Genomic DNA, 20,088 nt, shown 5'->3' with positions numbered 1-20,088 from the left:
ATCGATGGATCTGGGACTGACAGGCGCGAAGGCGCTGGTGACCGGTGCGAGCCGGGGCATCGGCCGGGCGATCGCCGGAACTCTGGCGGCCGAGGGCTGCGCACTGGCCCTGTGTGCCCGGGGTGAGGAAGGGCTGGCCAAGGCAGCCGCCGAACTGCGCGGCGAGGGAGCCACCGTGTTCGCGGAGGCGGTCGACGTCACCGACCCGGCCGCGCTCGCGGGCTTCGTGGCGCGGGCGGCCGGTGAACTCGGCGGGCTCGACCTGCTGGTGTCCAACGTGTCGGCGGGCAACGTGAAGGGCCCCGAGTCCTGGGAAGCCAGCCTGCGCGGCGATCTGATCCCGTTCGCGGGACTCGTCGACGCGGCCCTGCCTCACCTGGAGGCCTCCGACCGGGCCGCCGTCGTGGCCATCGGCACCACCAACGCGTCCGACACCGCTCGCCCGGCCGGCGCGAACTCGTACTCCGCGCTCAAGGCTGCCGTCGTCCAGCACGCCTCGGCCCTCGCGCACTCCCTCGCGCCCAAGGGCATCCGCGTCAACACCGTCTCGCCCGGCCCGATCGACTTCCCCGGCGGCGCCTGGGAGACCATCCGCACCAGCCGCCCGGAGGTGTACGAGGAGGTGCTCGCCAAGCTGCCGATCGGCCGCTACGGCACCGCGGAGGACGTGGCCGCCGCGGTGGCGTTCCTGCTCGGGCGCACCGGCTCCTTCGTTGTCGGGGTCAACCTCGTGGTGGACGGCGGGCTGCTCACCCGCGTCCAGTACTGAGCCGTGGCAGGCCCGGCAGGCCGCCTGGACGCCGTGCTCGTCTGCGGCGGTCGCTGGCACGACTTCGACCACGCGCGGCTGCGGCTGCTGGAGCTGCTCGGAGAACATCCGAGGGTGCGCACCACGGTGTACCAGGACTACGACTGTGTGGCCGCCCTCGACCGGGCCGACCTGCTGGTCACCTACACCTGCGACGTCCGGCCCCGCCCGGCGCAACGGGCCGCACTGGCCCGGTTCGTCGAGCGGGGCGGGCGCTGGCTCGCCCTGCACGGCACGAACTCGGTGATCGAGGTGACCGACTCGTCGACGGGTGACGGGCCGCGCGTGTTCACGACTCCACGGCTCCTCGGGGAGCTGGCCGAGGTGCTCGGCAGCCAGTTCCTCGCCCACCCGCCGATCGCGCCGTACGAGGTGCGGGTGACCCGGCCCGACCATCCGCTGGTCGCCGGGATCGGACCGTTCACGGTCACCGACGAGCTGTACGTGTGCGAGCTGCACGGGGAGCTGGAAGTGCTGTTGCACGCCGAGTACACGGGGCCGTGCCGCGGTTTCGCCGAGGGCGACACGGCGGCGCGTGACAACGCGCCCAGACCGGTGCTGTATCTCAAGCGGCACGGTCGCGGAGAGGTCTGCTACTTCACCCTCGGCCACTGCCGGGGCCGCTACGACATGCAGGACCTGGGTGTGGGCGACACCGGGCGGGTGGATGCGGGGCCTTGGCGGACACCGGAGTTCCTGACGGTGCTGCGGCGGTGTGTGGAGCGGGGGGTCGCGGGCGGCGGTTTTTCGCCCCCGCCGCCCCTACCCGTCCCGTCCCTGGGGGCTGCGCCCCCAGACCCCCGCTTTCGGCCCTGAAGGGGCCTCGTCCTCAAACTCCCCCAGAGGGGGGACCCCCAACGGGCTGAAAATCAGCCTCTCCGGCGTTTGAGGAGCGGGGGTTCGGGGGCAGCGCCCCCGAGGACGGGTAGGGGCGGCGGGGGCGAAACAGTCGCTGGGCCCCCGTGCCGCGCTCAACCGTGCGGCAGCACCACCGCGCGGCCGTTGACGTCCCCCGCGTGCAGCCGCTCGTACGCTTCAGGAGCCTGGTCCAGCGTGAAGGTCTCGACGTGGGCGGACACGAGCCCCTGCCGGGCGAGGGCGAGGACGTCCATGAGTTCCGGCCTGCTGCCCCAGTAGGGAAAGGACGCCGACACCTCGAACGGCAGCCCGCCCCCGAAACCGACGGCCAGCGTGCCCCCGCCGAGGCCGACGACGGTGACATCGCCCTCCACCGCCACCGACGCGGCGGCGACGGCGAGTGTCGCCTCGGCTCCGACGAAGTCCAGGACGACCTCCGCGCCCGTACCGCCGGTGAGTTCCCGGATCCGTGCGGCCGCCTCGCCGTCGGAGCGCAGCGTCTCGTGGGCGCCCACCTTGCCGGCCAGCTCCAGCTTCTCCCCGCTCACGTCGAGGGCGATCACCTGGGCGGGGGTCAGCGCGCGGAGCAGCTGCACGGCGATGTGGCCCAGACCGCCGACGCCGATCACCACCGTCGTACTGCCGGGCAGCAGCTTCGGCAGAGATCTGCGGATCGCGTGATACGGGGTCAGCCCGGCGTCGGTGAGGGGCGCGGCCTGCACGGGGTCGAGTCCGTTCAGCGGAATCAGGTGCCGGGCCGAGTCCACGAGCATGTACTCGGCCAGGGCTCCGGGGGAGCCGAGCCCCGGCGGCATGATGCCGAGTCCGGCGGCGTACGGACAGCAGTTCTCCTTGCCCTCGGCGCACTTGGGGCAGCGCCCGCAGCCCGCTGGGCCGTAGACCGCCACCGCCTCGCCCTCCGCCACGACGGTGACACCGGCGCCCACCGCCGCGACCGTCCCGACACCCTCGTGACCGAGGGCCATCGGCAGGGCGTAGGGGAACTGCTCCTCGGGCCAGCCCATCACCGCCAGATCGGAGTGGCAGATCCCCGCCGCCGTCACCTTCAACAGCACCTGGCCCGGGCCGGGTTCGGGCACCGGCACCTCCACGACCTCGGGGGCGTGCCCGACCCGCCGGTACTGAACAGCCCTCATCCTCGACATCCTCAACTCTCCTTGCTGGTGGTCGTGTCCGGCCGGGTCCCCGTCCGGCGGCGCAGTACGGAGGGCAGGGCGATCCGGCCGCCCGTGAGGACCAGCGCCACGATGAGGACCGAGCCGGTGAACAGGCTCGTGGCCCACTGCGCGCTGGTGGCGAGGCCGAGTCCCGTGATGCCCGTGCCGAGCAGCAGAACCGCGAGGACCGTGCCCCAGGCGTTGAAGCGGCCCGCGCGCAACTGGGTCGCCCCGACGAACGCGGCGGCGTAGGCCGACAGCAGATACGGGGTGCCGGCGGTCGGCGATCCCGATCCGACCGAGGACGCGAAGACGACGCCGGCGAAACCGGAGAGCAGCGCGGACGCCATCAGGGTCAGAAAGCGCAGCCGGTCGGTGCGCACGCCCTGCAGCCGGGCCGCGTCGGCGTTGAACCCGGTCGCGTACAGCCGGCGCCCGGTGGCCGTGTGCTCCAGCAGGAACCAGATGGCGAGGGCGGCGACCAGCAGATACAGCACGGGCAGGGTGATGCCGCCCGCGTCCAGCTGGGCGATGCTCGCGAAGGGCTTGGCGAGCAGCTGCACACCGGTGATCGAGCTGTCGTTGGTGACCATGGTGATCAGTGACTGGATCAGCGCGCCGGTGGCCAGGGTGGCGATGAACGAGTCGACGCGCAGAACCACCACCACGATGCCGTTGACGACTCCGATCAGCAGCGCGGCGGTCATCGCCAGGGCGATGGCCGCGCCGGGACCGAGGCCCGTGGAGACCATGAAATGCGCGGTCAGCACGCTGGTGAGCGACATGGTGTAGGCGATCGACAGGTCGAAGACCCGCGCGGCCAGCGGCGGTACGACGCTGAGTGCCACCAGCCCCGCGACGGAGTTGCCGTTCAGTACCTGCTTGACCGTGATGGCGGTCGGGAACGTGTCCGGCGCCCACACGGAGAAGAGCACGACGATGACCAGCCACACGTACACGGCGCCGATGTTGCGGAACGACAGGGCGGCAACCGCCCGTCGGACCGCTGCTTCCGGTGCGGACACCGCGGAACTCTCCGGTGCGGACGGCGGGAGCTCCGCCGCCCGGGTCGGGGTGGACGTCATGTCAGCCGGTTCCTTCCAGGGCTCATGTCACTCGGTTCCTTCCATGGCGTGCACGAGGGCGGACTCGGTGATGTCCCGGCCGCTGATCTCCCGTGCGATCCGGCCGTCCCGCACCACCAGGACGCGGGTGCACAGCGCGAGCAGGTCCTGGGTGTCGGACGAGGACACGATGACGCCCATGCCCTCGTCGGCCTGACGCTCTATCAGGTCGTACAGCTGGAGGCGGGTGGCGATGTCCACGCCCGCGGTGGGCTCGCACAGCGTCAGTACGGGCGGGCGCTGGGCCAGACAGCGGGCCATGACGACCTTCTGCTGGTTGCCGCCGCTGAGCGTGGTGATGCGGGCCCCGCGTCCGGCCGTGCGCACGCCGACCCGCCGGATCCAGTCCTCCGCCAGGGCGGACTCGCGGCGGCGGCGCAGCCGCCCGGAGCGGGCGCGCAGCCGGTCCAGGAGCGGCAGGGTGAGGTTCTCGCCGACGGAGAAGTCGCCGATCACCCCCTCGCCCGCCCGGTCCGCCGGGACCAGGGGGAGGCCCAGTCCGTCGGCGTCACGCGCCTCGGTCCACCGCTCGGAGCGTTCCGGCAGGCGCAGCCTGCCGCTGACCCGCCCGGCGTGGGCCCCGCACACCGCGTACGGCACGATCTCGTGGCCGGAGCCGACCAGGCCCGTGATGCCGAGGCGCTCACCCCTGGCCAGGTCGAAGCCGACTCCCTGGAGAGGTCCGGCCCACAGGTCGCGGACCTCCAGTACGGGTTCGGCGGCGACATCGGAAGGAGGCGCCGGACGGTGGTCGGTCTCCATCTCCTCGCCCGCCATCAGCTCCGCCAGCGAACGCGGAGTGAGCTCGGCGACCGGGCGGGTGGCGATCCGGCGCCCGCCGCGGATCACGGTGACCCGGTCGGCGAGCGCGAAGATCTCGTCCATCCGGTGCGACACGTACAGCACACCGGCGCCGGCGTCGCGGACCTCCCGCACGATGTCGAAGAGGCGGGCCACCTCGCCGGGCGGCAGTACGGCGGTGGGTTCGTCGAGCACCAGGACACCGCGGCGTCCCTCCCAGCCCTGGAGCGCGGCGGCGATGGCGACCACCGTGCGCTGGACGGGGGTCGCCGTCGCCAGGGGCCGGCGTACGTCGATGCCGAGGCCGAACCGCTCGACGAGGGCGGTCGTCCGCTTCTCCATCTCCGGCCAGCGGATGTTGCCGAGGGCCGTGCGGGCGAAGCCGTGACTGAGGGCGAGGTTGTCGATGGCGCTCAACTCGCCCACCAGCCCCAGCTCCTGGTGGACGAAGCGGAGCCGGTCGTGGCGGGAGGCCGTGACCTGGCCGAGGTCGAAGGGCTCGCCGTCGAGCTCGGCCACCGCGCCCGGCTCCGCGTGGTGGTAGCCGGCGAGGATCTTGATCAGGGTGGACTTGCCGGAGCCGTTGGGCCCGATCAGGGCGTGGATCTCGCCGGGCACGACCTCCAGGTCGACGTCCTGGAGGGCCTGGGTGCCGCCGAATCTCTTCGACAGGGCGGCCACCCGCAGCACCGGTCCGGTCCGCTCGGGCCCGGTCAACTCAGTCCCCACAGCGCCTTGAACTGCTTCTGGTAGTCCTCGACGATCGGGAAGTCGCCGTCGGCCGAGGGCAGGTTGTCCTTGGTGACGAGCAGGTTGGGCAGCGCCGCCTTCTGGTCCACGTCCATGGACTGGCCGGTGAAGTGCCGGGCCAGCGCGTCGGCCTGGAGCCACGCCGTCTCGTGCGAGTTCAGCGCCATCGCGCCGTCGGTGAGACCACTCTGGATGTACTGGTAGTTCTGCGCGTCACCGACGTTGACCACGATGTGCTTGCCGGTGACGCCGGCGGTCTTCAGCGCGGCCGGCACGCCCACGTTGAGCAGACCCAGCGAGAAGACGACATGGGTCACCTTCGGGTGCGAGCGGAGGTACGACACCACCCGGTCCGGCATGTCCTTGCCCACCGAGGTGATCGGCACGTCCACGTTGTCCAGCCCGCAACCGGCGCACCACTCCTTGTACTTGGCGGCGAAGGCGTCCTTGACGGGCTTGAGGATCGTGTACGCCGGCAGATCGAAGTAGACGGTGTCCGCCTTGGCTCCACTGTTCGACACCACCCAGGAGGCGAGCATCTCGCCCTGGATGCCGACGTCGTCGGGCCCGTTCTTCAGCAGGGAGATGCCGTCGCCCAGCACGTCGTCGGCGTTCGACTGGACGACGGGGATGTCGGCGGCCTTCAGCTGGGCCAGCTGCTTGGCGTAGACGGCGCGCGGGAAGCCGGAGGCGATGACGGCGTCCGGCTTGTCGCGCAGGGCCTGCTCGTAGGCGGCCTGGACGGACTCCGGGGTGCCCTGGGTGGCGATCTGCTTCACCTGCCAGCCGAGTTCCCCGGCGGCCTCGGTGAAGAAGTCGGCGAGATCCTTGCAGGACTGGACGCCGCAGAGGATGAAGTCGATCTTCTTGCCCTTGGGGATCGGCTTGCCGACGGGCTGGGTCACGGAGATCGCGGCCGGGCGCTCGGAGAACGTCGCCAGGGCCGCGCGGGCCGCCGTCAGGCCGGGGGAGCCTGCTGCCGCCGCCTGTGTGGAGTCGGCGGCGGGGGTGGTACCGCTGCCGCATGCCGCCAGGGTGAGCAGGGAGGTGACGGGGACGATCGCGGTGAGGGCGCGGCGGACCGCGCGGCGGGGTCTGGAACTCATCGTTGAGTACTCCCGAGGTGTGTCGCCTGCGCTGCCGAGACCCGCGTCGCTTGCGCGTTCGCGGCGGTCGGCTCGGTCAGGCGGACCGATTCTGTGGTGCTCCGGGCGGGAACGCCGCGGTGCCGGGCCGGGACGGAAAGAGATCGTCCCAGGACGAGAAACTTTTGAGGCACTACAGCCTCAAGTGGGTCGGAGTGTGACATGCCCCAGCGGGCTTGGGGAGAGGGTTGCCGCGAGAAATTCCAGGAATGTGCTGGAATCGCGTCATGAGCTCGGGGGGAGCGGGCTTCGTCACCGGCAGGAGTGTTGCTCCAGACCGTGACTGGTAACTACACTCACTCTAAAGTTTCTGCCAGAGGAGAGATGATGGACGAAACATCGGAGCCGGCCACCGCACGGTGCCCCGGGCCCACCGTCCAGGACTACCTCGACCAGGACAGCCGCCCCGTTCCCCCCGCCCTGCGGTTCGAGCGGAACGACCACCTGGGCAGCGAGGACATCGACACCGCCCGCTTCACGTCCCGCGAGTGGGCGGAACGCGAGATGCGGCAGGTCTGGCGGCGCGTGTGGCAGTTCGCCTGCCTGGAGAGCGAGATACCCGAGGTCGGCGACCACGAGATCTACGAGATCGGCGACGACTCCCTGATCGTGGTCCGCACGGCCCCCGACGAGATCCGTGCCTACGTCAACGTCTGCCTGCACCGCGGCCGCAAACTGCGTACCGGCGGCGGCAACGTCGGCGAGTTCCGCTGCTCGTTCCACGGCTTCGCCTGGAACCTCGACGGCACGATGCAGACCCCGCCCTGCGCCTGGGACTTCCCGCACGTCACCCCGGAGAAGTTCGCCCTCCCCGAGGCGCGGGTCGCCACCTGGCGCGGCTTCGTCTTCATCAACATGGACCCGTACGCCGAGTCCTTCGACAGCTACCGCGGCACCTTCGACGAGTACTACATCTGGCCGCTGGAGAACCGCTACAAGTCGCTGCACATCGCCAAGGTGCTGCCCTGCAACTGGAAGGTCGCCCAGGACGCGTTCATCGAGTCCTTCCATGTGATCGCCACCCACCCGCAGATGCTGCCGTGGCTCGCCGACGCCAACTCGCAGTACGACGTCATGGCGGACCAGCCGAACTGGAACCGGATGATCAACATCCAGGGCGCGCCCAGCCCGCACGTGGCGGACTCCGTCACGGAGCAGGACGTCCTGGAGACCTTCTACGACTCGCGTGCGTTCTACGCCGCCGCCCAGGGCCGCGACCTGGTGATGGGGGAGGGCGAGGAAATGCCGGCGGTCCCGCCCGGCGGCACCGCCCGTCAGGTCCTCGCCGAGCGGATGCGGGCACAGCTGGCGGCCACCTCGACGCAGGACTTCTCGACGACTCCGGACACCGAACTGATGGACGCCATCAACTACTTGCTGTTCCCCAACTTCAACCCCTGGGGCGGCGCGAAGTCGAACATCATCTACCGGTTCAGGCCCAACGGCCTCGACCCGGACTCCTGCACCGCCGAGATCATCTTCATGTCGTCCCCGAAGCAGCCGGGCGAGATGCCGCCGCCGGCGAAGATCCGCTGGGTGCCGGAGGACATGCTCTTCGCCGACATCCCCGAACTCGGCGTGCTCGGGCCGGTCTTCGACCAGGACTGCGAGAACCTGCCCTATGTCCAGCAGGGCCTGAAGGCGATGCGCAAGCCCGGCATCACGCTCGCCAACTACCAGGAGAGCCGCATCCGCCACTTCAACCGGACGCTCGACCAGTGGATGGAGAAGTGACCCACCGGGTGGCGGTCAGGCCCCTGGGCGAGGAGCTCGAAGTCCTCGACGGCGAGGACCTGTTCAGTGCCGCCCAGCGACTCGGCTACCGCTGGCCCACCGTCTGCGGCGGCAAGGGCACCTGCCGTACCTGTTTCGTCCAGGTGGAGGAGGGCGCGGAGAACTGTTCCCCGGTGGGCCCGCTGGAACGCGAGGGCATCGAGGCCCTGCGCAGGCCGGTGGACGGCCTGACCCGGCTCGCCTGCCGGCTCCGGGTCGAGGGCCCGGTGACCGTGACCAAGCGCGGCGTGCGCCGCCGAGTGCAGGAGTGAGGCCCCCGTGTCCAAGCAAGTGATCCACCCGCTCACCGGGCATGTGTACCGGCTCACCGAGGACGGACTGGTCGAGGTCACCGATCCCGGGACCGGGGCGCGGGGCGTGTTCGACTTCCAGGCCCGTTGGCAGTCGGGCGAACTGCGCCACGCCGACCTCCAGATGGCCGGCTGGGTCGGCCGCCTCGCCCAGCGGCGTACGCCCCCGCAGCCGGAGCAGTGATCCCGTGACGCCGCCTCGTACGACCCGGGTGGTCTGTCTGGTGCGCCGGCCCGCCGGAGAACCGCTCACCACCGACTTCGCCGTCGAGGAACGCCCACTGCCACCCCTGGGCGAGGGGCAGTTGCTCGTGCGCAACCTCTACATGAGTGTCGACCCGTCCATGCGCGGGCGCCTGGAGAGCACCGAGAAGCACTACACGCACAACTTCACCCCGGGCTCGCCGCTCGACGGCCGCGCCCTCGGCGTCGTGGAGGAGAGCCGCTGTGACTCTGTGCCGCCAGGCACGTACGTACGCCACCAGCTCGGCTGGCGGGAGCGGGCCGTGCTGGACGCGGCCGACACCGACGGCGCGGGCCGCATCGACCCCCGGCTCGCCCCGCTGCCCACCTGGTTGGGCCTGCTCGGGCAGACCGGGTTCACCGCCTACGTGGGTCTGACCCGGATCGCGGAGCTGCGCCCCGGCGACACCGTGCTCGTCTCGGCGGCGGCCGGCGCCGTCGGCACCGCCGCCGGCCAGTTCGCGCGTCTGCTGGGCGCGGACCGCGTCGTCGGCACCGCCGGAGGGCCCGACAAGTGCGCCCTGCTGGTGAAGGAGTTCGGCTACGACGACGCCGCCGACTACCGTGCCGAGCCGATGCGCGAAGCGCTGGCCCGACTGACACCCGACGGCATCGACGTGTACTTCGACAACGTCGGCGGTGAGCAGCTCGCCGCCGCGCTGCACGCGCTGCGCACCGGTGGCCGGGTCGCCCTGTGCGGCATGATGTCGCAGTTCGGCGGCGGCCGGCCGGCCGGCCAACGGTCCGCCGACATCAACCAGTTGATCCAGGCGGTCCTCAAGCGGCTGACCCTGCGCGGCTTCATCGTCCGTGACCACGACGACTTGCGACCGGAGTTCGAGCAGCGGGTCGCGGGCTGGCTCGCCGAGGGCCGGATCACCGCGCGTGAGACGGTCGTGGACGGCCTGGAGAACGCCGCAGGGGCGCTGCTGTCCCTGCTGGGCGGGGGCAACGTCGGCAAGATGCTGGTGCGGTTGGGCGGCTGAAACGGCTGAGACGGCGTCCCCGATGGGGACGCCGTCTCAGCCGTTTCAACGCATGGGCCGGGACCCGGCGATCGTATGGACCTGCAACGAGACGCCCACCCGGGTCAGCCCGGTTGACGCCGCCCTGAACTCCTTCATGTGCGGGGTGTCGAAGTGTTCGTCGAGGGCCAGTTGCGAGACCCACCGCTCATACACCCGGATACGGCGGTCATCGCCTGGGTCCGCCGTCATGGCGTAGTCGAGACAGCCCGGCTCCTCCTCGCGGGTCCGCCGGCCCAGCTCGACCAGGGCCTCCAGCATCGTGCCGCGGTCGCCGGGCTCGTAGTCCATCCAGCCGGCGACGATGATTTCCTCAGCCATGGGAGTCACGCGTTCCTTTCGCGGTCGTGACCGCGGGCCCGCCGCTGACGGGGAAAGCAGCGACGGGCCCGCGGAGTACTCAGCTGCCGAGCGGCACCGGGACACTGTCCACGGTGACCGTGCCCCGCTCGCCGTCGACCGTGATCACCATGCCGTCCCGCAGCCGTCGCGTCCCGCTCTCGACGGAGATCACGGCCGGGATACCCAGCTCACGGCAGACCACCACGGCATGGCTGTTGAGCGCGCCCACGTCCACGACGGCCGCGCCGGCGACCAGGAACAGCGGGGTCCAGGCCGCGTCCGTGATCGGCGCGACCAGCACCTCGCCGGGCTCCAGCGCCTCGCACGAGGCCGGGTCGGTGACCACCCGCACCCTGCCGGTGTACGTGCCGTGGCTGCCGCCCACACCGCCGAGCACGTCGCCCTCGACGGCCGCCGGGGTCCGCTCCTCGGAGCGGCGCGGCCAGGTGTCGACCTCGGTCTGCGCGTCCTCGGCGACGAAGAAGGGCGGCTCCAGCTCGTACAGGCCCGCATACTCCTCGAGCCGCTGTGCGATGACGGGACCGAAGGTCTCCGGGGCGGCGACATAGTCGTCGAGTTCGGTGTCCAGCAGCATCATCACGTCCTCGGGCCGGTCGAAGATCCCCGCCTCGACCCCGCGGCGACCGAGTTCCCGTACGGCCATACGAATCTCGTTGACGACGGTGACGCAGTTCGCCTTGGTGCGCTCGCGGGCCGGGATCCACACCTGGGAGGCGTGCATGCCGGCGTCGAACATGGGCTGTGTCTCCTCGGGCAGCGCGGCCCGGATCTCCCGCGCCGTCCGCTCGCGCCCCTCGGTGAGCCGCGTTCGGCGGGCGGCCGGGGAGTCGTCGTCGGCGCTGTGCCGGATCCGGTCGACCAGGGCCAGCGCCTGGACGGGCGCCGCCTCCCAGGACAGCGCGTGGATGTCCCACTCGTTGGGGCCGCGGTCGCCGGACTCCGCGAGGAACTCCTCGAAGGAGTCACGGAACGCCTTCAGGTCCCCGGTCGCGGCGTCGAGCGCCTGCTCCACCGCGGCCGTGCCCCGGTCGAACAGCGCGGTCAGCTCGGCCGAGGCCGCCACCTGGCGGGACAGCGTCCACAGCCCCGTCGAGGGGGAGGCGGAGTCGACGTCGCCGAGCCCGCCGATCAGGTCGAGCATGGCGCCGGGGCGGTCCGCGCTCGCGCACAGCGGGCCCAGGATCGCAGGTCCGACGGACGCGGGCAGTGACGACTCGACGTGCCGCTGGAAGGTCGTCTCGACCTCGTCCAGCAACGACCGTGCGTACGCCACCAGTTCGGCGTCGGACAGCTGTGTCAGATCGGGGCGCGAGTGGCGCAGGGCGCGCAGCCGGACCCGGTCCGCGTCGGCCTCCGGGAAGCCGGTCTGGCCGAGCATCCGCCCGAGCGTCGCGCCCGCCTTACCGGTCAGCTCCTCGTCCTGGTCGTCCGGATGCGCCACGTACACCGGTGTGTCGGAGCGCTGGCCGACGAAGGCCGCGTCGATCTGGTCCGCCGTCTGGCCCATGCGGATGCCGAACAGGCGCATGTGGGACAGGTTCAGATAGAAGTGGCCGCCGAACATGCCGACGAACGGCGGCCGTGGGCCGGCCACCTCCTCCTCGCGGTAGATGCCGAACCCGACGAAGCCGTTGCGCCAGCCCTGCAGGCCGCGCCCCCAGACCAGGGTCCAGCCCAGCGGGCTGGCGGGGTCCGGCAGGGTCTCGCCCGCGTTGGCCCGGGTGTAGTGCGGCAGCCGCTCACTGCGCTGCCAGTCCGTGATCCAGCTCTTCATGACCGAGGTCTCCCGCCGTCCGTACCCGCGCCTGCCCCGACTGCCGCTGCCCCGCCTACCACTGTGCCGTACCGCCGTCGACGCTGATCAGCGTGCCGGTGATACCCGCGCCCGCCTCGCTCGCGAGCAGCGCCGCGACCGCCGCGACCTGCTCCACCGTGGTGATCTGCTTGGTGGCGGCATGCTCGGCGAACCGGCCCAGCCACTCCTCGTACGAGATGCCCTCGGCCTCCGCCGCGGCCGGACCCGCCGCGCGCATCAGGTCGGTGTCGACGGCGCCGGGGCAGATGGCGTTGCAGGTGATGCCCTGGGTGCCGTACTCGAAGGCGGTCGCCTTGGTCAGGCCGTGGATGGCGTGCTTGTTGGTGATGTAGTGGCTGATCGCGGGCTTGTTGGCCTGCTTGCCCTCCACCGACGAGATGTTGATGATGCGGCCCCAGCCGCCCTCCAGCATCTTCGGCAGTGCCCGGCGGGTGCCGTAGAAGTAGCCGTTGATGTTCAGGTTGAGAGCGTCGTGCCACGCCTCGTCGCTGAGCTGGTGGATCGGGGCGAAGCCGGAGCTGCCGCCCACGTTGTTGACCCAGATGTCGAGCCTGCCGAAGCGCTCGGCGGCGAAGTCGGCGAGGCCCTCGATGTCCTCCTGGCTGTTCGCGTCACAGGGGTGGAAGACGGCCCGGTCCCGGGCGCCCATCTCCTCCAGGGCCTGCTTGCCCTTGACCTCCGAACGGCCGCTGACGACGACCGTGGCGCCGTCGGCCAGGAAGGCCTCGGCGATGGCGCGGCCGATACTGCGTGTGCTGCCCGTGATCACCGCGACACGTCCGTCGAGGCTGCCCGTAGCCACCATGGTGTTCTCCCGCGAGTCTTGTTGGTTGCTCACCTGGCGGCTCTGGGGGCTGCTGTGACGCCACTGTCCAGGTGCTGGTGAATGGTGCGGTGCAGGTGCTGGAGTCCGGGCTCGTTGCGTCCGAAGACGAAATCGGTCCCGGCGAGGGCCTTGAGACCCTGCTGGACTCCGTAGGTGGTCGCGTAGTCCTCGTCACGGACCACCTCGTGGAACCACTCGCCGAACTTGTCGGCGGTCTGGCGTTCCTCGTCGGTGACCGCCGGTTCGCGCAGCAGGATGATCTGCTGGGTCACCGACTCGGTCGCCGTCCGGGGGAGCACCAGGGAAACGGCGATCTTCTGGCGCCAGCCGCCGGCGATGGCGAGGCCGGGGAAGAGCCAGTAGATGGGGCCGACACACTCCCCGGGGTCCCGCTGGTCCGGCGGCAGTTCGACCGCCTGCGCGATGGGGCGCAGGGCCGGCGCGATGCGCTGGTGGGGGCCCCAGGTGTCGTGGGCCATCATGTTGGAGAGGTTCGTCTCGAACACCGTCTTCGGGTGCAGCGAGGCGAAGTGGTAGGTCTCCAGATACCCGTCGAGGGTGACCTTCCAGTTGGGACTGGTCAGCGCGCTGGTGGAGTAGTGGTGGCACTCCGCCAGCCGGAGGCCCTCGAGCAGCGGCAGCAGATCGCCCAGCCAGTCGTCCAGGTCGGGTTCGGCCGCCGGGTCCAGTGAGACGAAGACGATGCCCGCGCGTTCCCCGGCCGGGAGCCTGATGAGGCTGCGGCCCTCGCGCGGAACCTCGCCGAAGGTCTTCTCGGCGTACACGCCCCGCAGCTCCCCGGCCAGGTCGTAGGACCAGGAGTGGTACGGGCAGGTGATCCGCTTCGAGACCCCGCAGCCGGGTTCGAGGAGCTTGGCTCCCCGGTGCCGGCACGCGTTGATCATCGCGTGCACGGTGCCCTGCCGGTCGCGGGTGATCAGCACGGGGATGCCGAGCACGTCGATCGCCTTGTAGGTGTTCGGCCCGGGCAGCTCGGCTGACATGGCCAGCGGCAGCGGGACGCTCCGGTGGACGGCGTCCGTCTCGCGCTGCCAGCGGTCGGCGTCGAGGTAGTTGGCCACGGGCTCGGTCCACTGGCCGTCCGCCTCGTGCGTGGTGTTGGCGAGGTAGTGCGCCATCACCCGCTCGACGAGCTCGGCGGCTTCCCGCCGCATCGTCTCGGACGCCGCGTCGGTGGACCGGTCCTGGCTGATCCACGACGAGTATTCGGGGGTCGGGGCAGCAGACGGGGCCGGGGCCGGCGACCTGCGCTCAGTACCTGGTTCCCGAATCTCCGGCGAACTGGTCTGGACCACGATGTCCTCACAATCCTTCCAGCCGCGAGCCGGTGACCGGCTTCGGAATGCGACGGCTGGGTTGTGTCCGAAACGACAACAGGACTTAGTGTGCTCTGTCAATAGAAAGTGTCGAAGTCGTCGCCCGGTGTTCCATGGGGGTGGGTGTGATGGTCATGACCCTGCCGTTCGAGGTGGGAGTGGTGGTACGGGATGTGCCGCTGATGGAGCGCTTCTACTGCGACGTGATCGGCTGTCGGGTCGAGCGCCGCTCACGCGTACCGGAGTCGGTCGGCGGCCCGGCCGGGCTCGGCGGCGAACTCCTGGTGGTCTGGCTGCGGGTGCCCTCCGGGGGGTGCGTCAAGTTGATCCTTCCCCGGTCGGACCAGGGGTCGGTCCCGGTCTCGGCGCATGCGCCGCCCCTGTTGGCCGGGCGTCCGGGGTTGGCGTATCTCACCTTCCATCTGGATGACTTGGACCCGGTGGTGGCGGCGCTGGCCGCCGCGGGCGCCCGGCCTCTGTCGGACCCGGTCGTCGTCCTCGCGCGCGGCCGGCGGATCAGCTTCTGGGCGGATCCGGAGGGCAACGCCGTGGAGTTGGTGGACACCCTGGGCGGCAACCCGGGTCCGGGGCATAGTAATTAGAGACGCTGTTCAGTAAGGTGCCCGATGCTGGTTACTGTAGACCAGCACAAGTAAGTCTGATTGCTTGGCAACCTCCCTCGGACGAAGGGGCGGACGATGGCTCAACGAGCGTCAACGGCGTCGAAGAAATCCCCGCAGGACAACCCGCAGGCAAACCCGCCCGTCAACGAACAGATCAGCCCGTTGGTCATCAAGGACCTGCACGAGCGCATGGTGCGCATCCGGCTGTTCGAGACCGAGGCGGGCAAACTCATGGAGGCGGGCAAGCTGCCCGGATTCCTGCACCTCTACGTCGGCCAGGAAGCCGTGGCCGCCGGCGTGATGACAGCCCTGCGCGACGACGACCAGATCACCTCCACCCACCGCGGCCACGGACACGCCGTGGCCAAGGGTGTCGGCTTCCGCGAGATGTACGCCGAGCTGTACGGCCGGGTCACCGGCGCCTGCCTCGGCCGCGGCGGCAGCATGCACATCAACGACCTCACCCGCGGCATGCTCGGCGCCAACGGCATCGTCGGAGCCGGCGTCCCGATCGCCGTGGGCGCCGCCTTCGCCGCCCGCTACAAAGGCGAGGACAACGTCGCCGTGACCTTCTTCGGTGACGGCGCCACCAACATCGGAGCCTGGCACGAGGGCGCCAACATGGCCGCGATCCTGGGCCTGCCCGTGGTCTTCGTCTGCGAGAACAACGGTTACGCCGAGTTCACCCCGCAGTCCGGGCACATGCTGCTCACCGACGTCGCCGACCGGGCCGCCGCCTACGGCATGCCCAGTGTGATCGTCGACGGCATGGACGCGGTCGCCGTCCACCGCGCCGCCGTCGAGGCCGTCGAACGGGCCCGGTCCGGGGCGGGCCCGATGATGATCGAGGCCAAGACCTACCGCTTCTTCGACCACCAGGGCGTCAAGGGGCTGCGGCACCCCTACCGCTCGGACGAGGAGGTCGCCGAGTGGAGGACCCGCGACCCCATCGACCTGATCGAGGCCCGCGCGGTCGCCGACGGCACCGCGACCCGCGCGGAGCTGGACGACGTATGGCAGCGCACCCGCGACGAGATCGCCGCGGCCATCGCGTACGCCGAGGCGAGCCCGCTGCCCGACCCCGCCGACCTGCTGCTCAACGTCTACTCGGGATGACCGCCATGACCGTCACGACCACCACCAACGAAGCGCCGGCCGTCGCCACGCGCAAACTCACCTACGTCAAGGCCTTCAACGAGGGCCTCGCGCAGGCCATGCGCGAGGACGAGAACGTGTTCGTCGCGGGCGAGGACGTCGCCGGATACGGCGGAGTGTTCCGCATGTTCGACAACCTGCTCGACGAGTTCGGGCCGCGCCGCATGATCGACACCCCGATCTCCGAAGCCGCCCTGGTCGGCCTCGGCGTGGGAGCCGCCGCCCGGGGTCTGCGACCCGTCGTCGACCTGATGTTCATGGACTTCATCGGCGTCTGCCTCGACCAGATCGTCAACCAGGCGGCCAAGATGAAGTACATGTTCGGCGGCGCGCTGTCCGTGCCGCTCACCATCACCACCGCCTCCGGCGCCGGCCTCGGCGCGGCGGCCCAGCACAGCCAGAGCCTTGAGGCCTGGCTGGCCCATGTGCCCGGCCTCAAGGTGGTGATGCCGAGCGACGCGTACACCGCCAAGGGCCTGACCGTCTCGGCCATCCGGGACGACAACCCGGTCGTGGTGATGCTCAACAAGGTCCTGCTCGGCAGCACCGGCGAGGTGCCCGAGGAGATCTACGGCATCCCGCTGGGGCAGGCGCACACCGCGCGGCAGGGCTCCGACGTCACTGTGATCGCCCTCGGCCGCATGGTGGGGGAGGCCCTCGCGGCGGCCGACGAGCTCGCCGCCGAGGGCGTGGAGATCGAGGTGATCGATCCCCGGACCGTGCAGCCGCTGGACACCGAGACGATGTTCGCCTCCGTCCGCCGCACCAACCGGGTGCTCGTCGTGCACGAGGCCGTCACCTTCGGCGGGCTCGGAGCGGAGATCGCCGCCCAGATCCAGGACGTCGTCTTCGACTACCTCGACGCGCCGGTCCTGCGTATCGGCGCCCCCTTCTCGCCGGTCCCCTTCTCCCCGGTCCTGGAGAAGGCGTACGTGCCCGATCGCGCCCGCATCGCCCAGGGCTGCCGGCGTCTCCTCGAAAGGTCGTGACCGACGTGGCGGTCGAGGTTCTGCTGCCGAAGATCGGCCTGACCATGCAGGAAGGCACGATCGACGAATGGCTGGTGTCCACCGGCGCGGCCGTCGCGGAGGGCGACGCGCTGCTGCGGCTGGCCACCGACAAGGTCGACGTGGATGTCGAGGCGGAGGCCGGGGGACTGTTCCATCCTGTGGTCCCGGCGGGCGTCACCCTGCCGGCCGGGGCACTCATCGGCTGGCTGCTCGCCGAGGGCGAGCAGCCACCGGACCCGGGGGGTACGCCGATGCCCGCCGGGTCCGGGTCCGGCGCGGCTACGGCCACCGAGCCCGCCCTGAACGGCGGCGGTGCGGGTACGGGCGTCCTGCCCGCCTTCACCGGCACCGGCACCGGCGCGGTCCCCGCCGTCAACGGCACCGGTGGCCGTCTGCTGTCCTCACCCAACGCCCGGCGGGTCGCCTCGGCCGCCGACGTCGACCTCACCGCCGTACGCGGCACGGGGCCGAGCGGGCGGATCGTCTCCGAGGACGTGGAGGAGTTCCTCGCGACGCTCCCCGTCGACCTCGTCGCTCCGGTCGCGCCGGGCGGTACCCCTTCCTCGCCGCTGGTCCGCAAGCTGGCGAAGGAACGGGACATCGACCTCTCCGCGGTGAACGGCACCGGGCCCGGCGGCCGGATCCGCCGGTCCGACCTCGACGCCGTGGCGCCGGCGCCTGTCCGCCGTAACGCGGCGGCTCCGCAGCCCGGCGACATCCTCCCGCTCACCGGGATGCGCGGCACGATCGCCCGCAGGATGCACGCCAGCCTCCAGGAGATGGCCCAGCTGACGCACGGCTACGAGGTGCGGATGGACGCCGTGGTGTCCCTGCGGGACCGCCTCAAGGAGGAGTGGGCCGACAGCGAACTGCCCATGCCCAGCCTCAACGACTTCCTGCTGAAGGCCGCCGCCCTGGCCCTGCGCGAGCACCCGCTGCTCAACGCGACGGTGCGGGAGGACGGCGTCCATCTGCTCGACGGCATCCACCTGGGCTTCGCCGTGGCCGTTCCCGGCGGCCTCATGGTTCCCGTGATCGAGGACGCGGTGGCGCTGCCGCTCCCCGAGATCGCCCGCCGGTCGAAGGCTCTGGCCCAGGCCGCGCGAGAGGGGCGGATCTCCCCCGCCCAGCTGGAGGGGGCCACTTTCACCGTCACCTCGCTCGGCGGCTACGGCGTCGACTTCTTCACCCCCGTGATCAACCCCGGCAATGTCGCGATCCTCGGGGTGGGCAGGCTCAGGGACGGTGTCGAGTGGGCGGACGACCGGCCACTGCGGACGCGGGTGCTCACCCTGAGCCTCACCTTCGACCACCGTGCCGTCGACGGTGCGCCGGCCGCCGAATACCTGCGCACGGTCGGCGAGTTGTTGAGCAAGCCGCTCCGCCTGCTGGTGTGATCCGCAGTGCCTTGAGTATCCGAAGTGTCCGAAGTCCGTGAGGCCTAGGTGGCCGGGTCGGCGATCCGCTCGGCGAGATCGCCGACCTCGCGGACGAAGGAGCGGTGCCCCAACGACCGGTACACGTCGTCACCCCGGACCTGTGAGATCGCCGCGGTCTCCAGCAGCGCCAGCAGGCCGAGGCCGATCACCGCCGCCTCGGCGTCGGCGACGGACGTGCGGGCCTTGCGGATCAGCCGCACCAGCTCCTCCAGCAACTCCGTACGGCTCTCCTGGCGGAGCGCCTCCGCGTCCTGGCTCATACCGGCCGACGACACGAAGAACACGGTGGCGGCGGACCGGTACTCGCCCATCCAGGCCAGCAGCGTGGTGACGGACGCTCCGATGTCCGAGCCGGGTGCGTGAGCCTGTGTGATCGCCTCCAACTGCTCGCGCAGCGCGGCGGCGAACGCCCGCATGGCCGCCGCCAGGACCTGGTCCTTGGAGGAGAAGTGGTAGTACACCGCCGCCGAGGTCATCTCGGCCCGGGCGGCGATGTCGGCCACCGTCACCTCGTCCGGCGACTGCGTGGCGAACAACTCCGTGGCCGCCTCGATCACCCACTGCTTGCGCGAGGGACGGTGAGCGGCGCGCGTTCCGGATGTCGTCATGCTGTCAAGTATGCCGGGACCTTGGGACCCCGGAGGCCAATGAGCAGCGGGAATTACGGGGACGGCCCGGGGAAGTTACTGGATACACTGATCAGTACGCTGGGCTCACGCACGTGGGTTCACCGCAGTCGGCAGGGAGCATGATGGCCACCACGAAGAACGGCAAGCAGCCCGCCCACCGACCCTCGCGGCGGCAGCACATCATCACCGCCGCCGTGCGGGTCTTCGGCCGCAACGGCTTCGCGGAGACCAGCATCCAGGACATCGCCGACGAGGCCCAGGTGGTGCCCACGGCCGTCTACTACCACTTCGACGGCAAGGACGAACTCCTCGAACTCGCCATGCGCCGGGTCTTCGACCAGCTGAACGCGGTCGTGGAGGCGGCCCGGCCGGAGTCCGAGCCGGGTGACGCGGAGGGCCTGGTCCGCGTCATCGACGCGGTATGGGAGTGGGTGGAGCAGAACCCCGACGAGGCCCGGCTCTACCAGGTCCAGGTCGCCTCCGCCAACGGCAACGTCAAGGTGCTGCGGGACGAGTTCGAGCAGCGGCACATCCAGCGTGGCTACGACTATCTGCCCGAGGGCACCACGCGCAGCCCCCGGGCGGCGAAGGCCCGGCACGCGGCCCAGGCGCTCGCGGTCCGCACACTGATCAGTACGACCATGCTCGTCACCGCGCTGCGAGCGGAGGGCGGCCCGCTGTCCCAACTGCCCCCCCGGTCAGTCCTGGAGGCGGTCAGGGCGCTGGCCCTGCGCATCGTCGCCACAGAACAGAGGCCGGCGGAGTCGGCCACGTCACTGACCTGAGGCGGCACACCGGTTCACCAGGGACGCCGGCCGGACCGGGGCGTCCGCGTCCTCCAGCGGGGCGCGGCGGGGCCGCCCATACCCGCGGC

20 protein-coding genes are annotated in these 20,088 nt (G+C 71.0%); 11 read left to right on the top strand and 9 right to left on the bottom strand.

Annotated features, from left to right (window positions below; translation table 11 throughout):
* Positions 1-4 precede the first annotated feature (4 nt).
* Together ACW4TU_RS01695 and ACW4TU_RS01690 are read left to right on the top strand one after the other, a co-directional pair.
* Complete coding sequence (locus tag ACW4TU_RS01695) at positions 5-769, top strand: SDR family NAD(P)-dependent oxidoreductase (protein WP_457423861.1); 765 nt, start codon at positions 5-7, stop codon at positions 767-769.
* A 3-nt stretch (positions 770-772) separates the two neighbouring features.
* The gene (locus ACW4TU_RS01690) at positions 773-1,624 is read left to right on the top strand and encodes a ThuA domain-containing protein (protein ID WP_457423859.1); all 852 of its coding nucleotides are present in this window, start codon (positions 773-775) and stop codon (positions 1,622-1,624) included.
* A 155-nt stretch (positions 1,625-1,779) separates the two neighbouring features.
* Here the strand turns inward: ACW4TU_RS01690 and ACW4TU_RS01685 are convergent, their stop codons facing one another.
* Genes ACW4TU_RS01685 through ACW4TU_RS01670 form a run of 4 tightly spaced genes read right to left on the bottom strand, consistent with a single transcriptional unit; the run spans position 1,780 to position 6,625 of the window.
* Entirely contained in the window at positions 1,780-2,823 is a 1,044-nt protein-coding gene (locus tag ACW4TU_RS01685) for an NAD(P)-dependent alcohol dehydrogenase (RefSeq protein ID WP_457423857.1), read from the bottom strand.
* Between the two features lie 11 nt (positions 2,824-2,834).
* A complete protein-coding gene (locus ACW4TU_RS01680) occupies positions 2,835-3,929 on the bottom strand; it encodes an ABC transporter permease (protein WP_457423855.1) in 1,095 nt (364 codons plus the stop codon).
* A 27-nt stretch (positions 3,930-3,956) separates the two neighbouring features.
* The gene (locus ACW4TU_RS01675; protein WP_457423853.1) at positions 3,957-5,498 is read right to left on the bottom strand and encodes a sugar ABC transporter ATP-binding protein; all 1,542 of its coding nucleotides are present in this window, start codon (positions 5,496-5,498) and stop codon (positions 3,957-3,959) included.
* Positions 5,483-6,625 (bottom strand): sugar ABC transporter substrate-binding protein, encoded by a 1,143-nt coding sequence (locus ACW4TU_RS01670; protein ID WP_457423850.1) that lies wholly within the window; start codon positions 6,623-6,625, stop codon positions 5,483-5,485. Before ACW4TU_RS01670 ends, ACW4TU_RS01675 begins: the two co-directional genes overlap by 16 nt.
* A 363-nt stretch (positions 6,626-6,988) precedes the next feature.
* Between ACW4TU_RS01670 and ACW4TU_RS01665 the strand changes: the two genes are divergently transcribed.
* From ACW4TU_RS01665 to ACW4TU_RS01650, 4 genes are read left to right on the top strand one after another with little or no spacing between them, the layout of a single operon-like run.
* A complete protein-coding gene (locus ACW4TU_RS01665; protein ID WP_457423848.1) occupies positions 6,989-8,398 on the top strand; it encodes an aromatic ring-hydroxylating oxygenase subunit alpha in 1,410 nt (469 codons plus the stop codon).
* 8 nt (positions 8,399-8,406) lie between these two features.
* Positions 8,407-8,709: a 2Fe-2S iron-sulfur cluster-binding protein gene (locus ACW4TU_RS01660; RefSeq protein ID WP_457423846.1), complete on the top strand. Its 303-nt coding sequence runs from the start codon at positions 8,407-8,409 to the stop codon at positions 8,707-8,709.
* A gap of 7 nt (positions 8,710-8,716) precedes the next feature.
* Positions 8,717-8,932 carry a transposase gene (locus ACW4TU_RS01655; RefSeq protein WP_457423844.1) on the top strand — a complete coding sequence of 72 codons (216 nt, stop codon included), beginning with the start codon at positions 8,717-8,719 and terminating at the stop codon, positions 8,930-8,932.
* Positions 8,933-8,936: 4 nt separating this feature from the next.
* Positions 8,937-9,977: an NADP-dependent oxidoreductase gene (locus ACW4TU_RS01650; RefSeq protein WP_457423842.1), complete on the top strand. Its 1,041-nt coding sequence runs from the start codon at positions 8,937-8,939 to the stop codon at positions 9,975-9,977.
* Positions 9,978-10,022: 45 nt separating this feature from the next.
* Here ACW4TU_RS01650 and ACW4TU_RS01645 read toward each other — a convergent pair whose 3' ends face one another.
* The 4 genes from ACW4TU_RS01645 to ACW4TU_RS01630 all read right to left on the bottom strand — a co-directional run bounded on the left by ACW4TU_RS01645 (position 10,023) and on the right by ACW4TU_RS01630 (position 14,337).
* The gene (locus tag ACW4TU_RS01645) at positions 10,023-10,337 is read right to left on the bottom strand and encodes a putative quinol monooxygenase (RefSeq protein ID WP_457423840.1); all 315 of its coding nucleotides are present in this window, start codon (positions 10,335-10,337) and stop codon (positions 10,023-10,025) included.
* A gap of 79 nt (positions 10,338-10,416) precedes the next feature.
* Positions 10,417-12,153 (bottom strand): PEP-utilizing enzyme, encoded by a 1,737-nt coding sequence (locus tag ACW4TU_RS01640; protein WP_457423838.1) that lies wholly within the window; start codon positions 12,151-12,153, stop codon positions 10,417-10,419.
* 55 nt (positions 12,154-12,208) lie between these two features.
* On the bottom strand, positions 12,209-13,033 hold the full coding sequence (locus tag ACW4TU_RS01635) for an SDR family NAD(P)-dependent oxidoreductase (RefSeq protein ID WP_457423836.1): 825 nt from the start codon (positions 13,031-13,033) through the stop codon (positions 12,209-12,211).
* Positions 13,030-14,337, bottom strand: coding sequence for an aromatic ring-hydroxylating oxygenase subunit alpha (locus ACW4TU_RS01630; protein WP_457423834.1), 1,308 nt, complete (start codon positions 14,335-14,337; stop codon positions 13,030-13,032). Before ACW4TU_RS01630 ends, ACW4TU_RS01635 begins: the two co-directional genes overlap by 4 nt.
* A gap of 155 nt (positions 14,338-14,492) precedes the next feature.
* Here ACW4TU_RS01630 and ACW4TU_RS01625 point away from each other — a divergent pair, with 155 nt between their 5' ends.
* The 4 genes from ACW4TU_RS01625 (at position 14,493) to ACW4TU_RS01610 (ending at position 18,543) form a co-directional block, all read left to right on the top strand.
* Entirely contained in the window at positions 14,493-14,960 is a 468-nt protein-coding gene (locus ACW4TU_RS01625) for a VOC family protein (protein ID WP_457423832.1), read from the top strand.
* Between the two features lie 96 nt (positions 14,961-15,056).
* The gene (locus ACW4TU_RS01620) at positions 15,057-16,097 is read left to right on the top strand and encodes a thiamine pyrophosphate-dependent dehydrogenase E1 component subunit alpha (protein WP_457423830.1); all 1,041 of its coding nucleotides are present in this window, start codon (positions 15,057-15,059) and stop codon (positions 16,095-16,097) included.
* A 5-nt stretch (positions 16,098-16,102) separates the two neighbouring features.
* Positions 16,103-17,125 carry an alpha-ketoacid dehydrogenase subunit beta gene (locus ACW4TU_RS01615; protein WP_457423827.1) on the top strand — a complete coding sequence of 341 codons (1,023 nt, stop codon included), beginning with the start codon at positions 16,103-16,105 and terminating at the stop codon, positions 17,123-17,125.
* Positions 17,122-18,543 (top strand): 2-oxo acid dehydrogenase subunit E2, encoded by a 1,422-nt coding sequence (locus ACW4TU_RS01610; RefSeq protein WP_457423825.1) that lies wholly within the window; start codon positions 17,122-17,124, stop codon positions 18,541-18,543. Before ACW4TU_RS01615 ends, ACW4TU_RS01610 begins: the two co-directional genes overlap by 4 nt.
* A gap of 44 nt (positions 18,544-18,587) precedes the next feature.
* Here the strand turns inward: ACW4TU_RS01610 and ACW4TU_RS01605 are convergent, their stop codons facing one another.
* Positions 18,588-19,193 (bottom strand): TetR/AcrR family transcriptional regulator, encoded by a 606-nt coding sequence (locus ACW4TU_RS01605; protein WP_457423823.1) that lies wholly within the window; start codon positions 19,191-19,193, stop codon positions 18,588-18,590.
* Positions 19,194-19,333: 140 nt separating this feature from the next.
* On the opposite strand from ACW4TU_RS01605, the gene ACW4TU_RS01600 reads away from it, so the two are divergent.
* Positions 19,334-19,999, top strand: coding sequence for a TetR/AcrR family transcriptional regulator (locus tag ACW4TU_RS01600; protein WP_457423821.1), 666 nt, complete (start codon positions 19,334-19,336; stop codon positions 19,997-19,999).
* The last annotated feature ends 89 nt before the right edge of the window (positions 20,000-20,088 follow it).

Source organism: Streptomyces kryoterrae (assembly GCF_054072135.1).
Note: the sequence above shows the minus strand (reverse complement) of the source record. Positions and strands in the feature narration are given on the sequence as shown.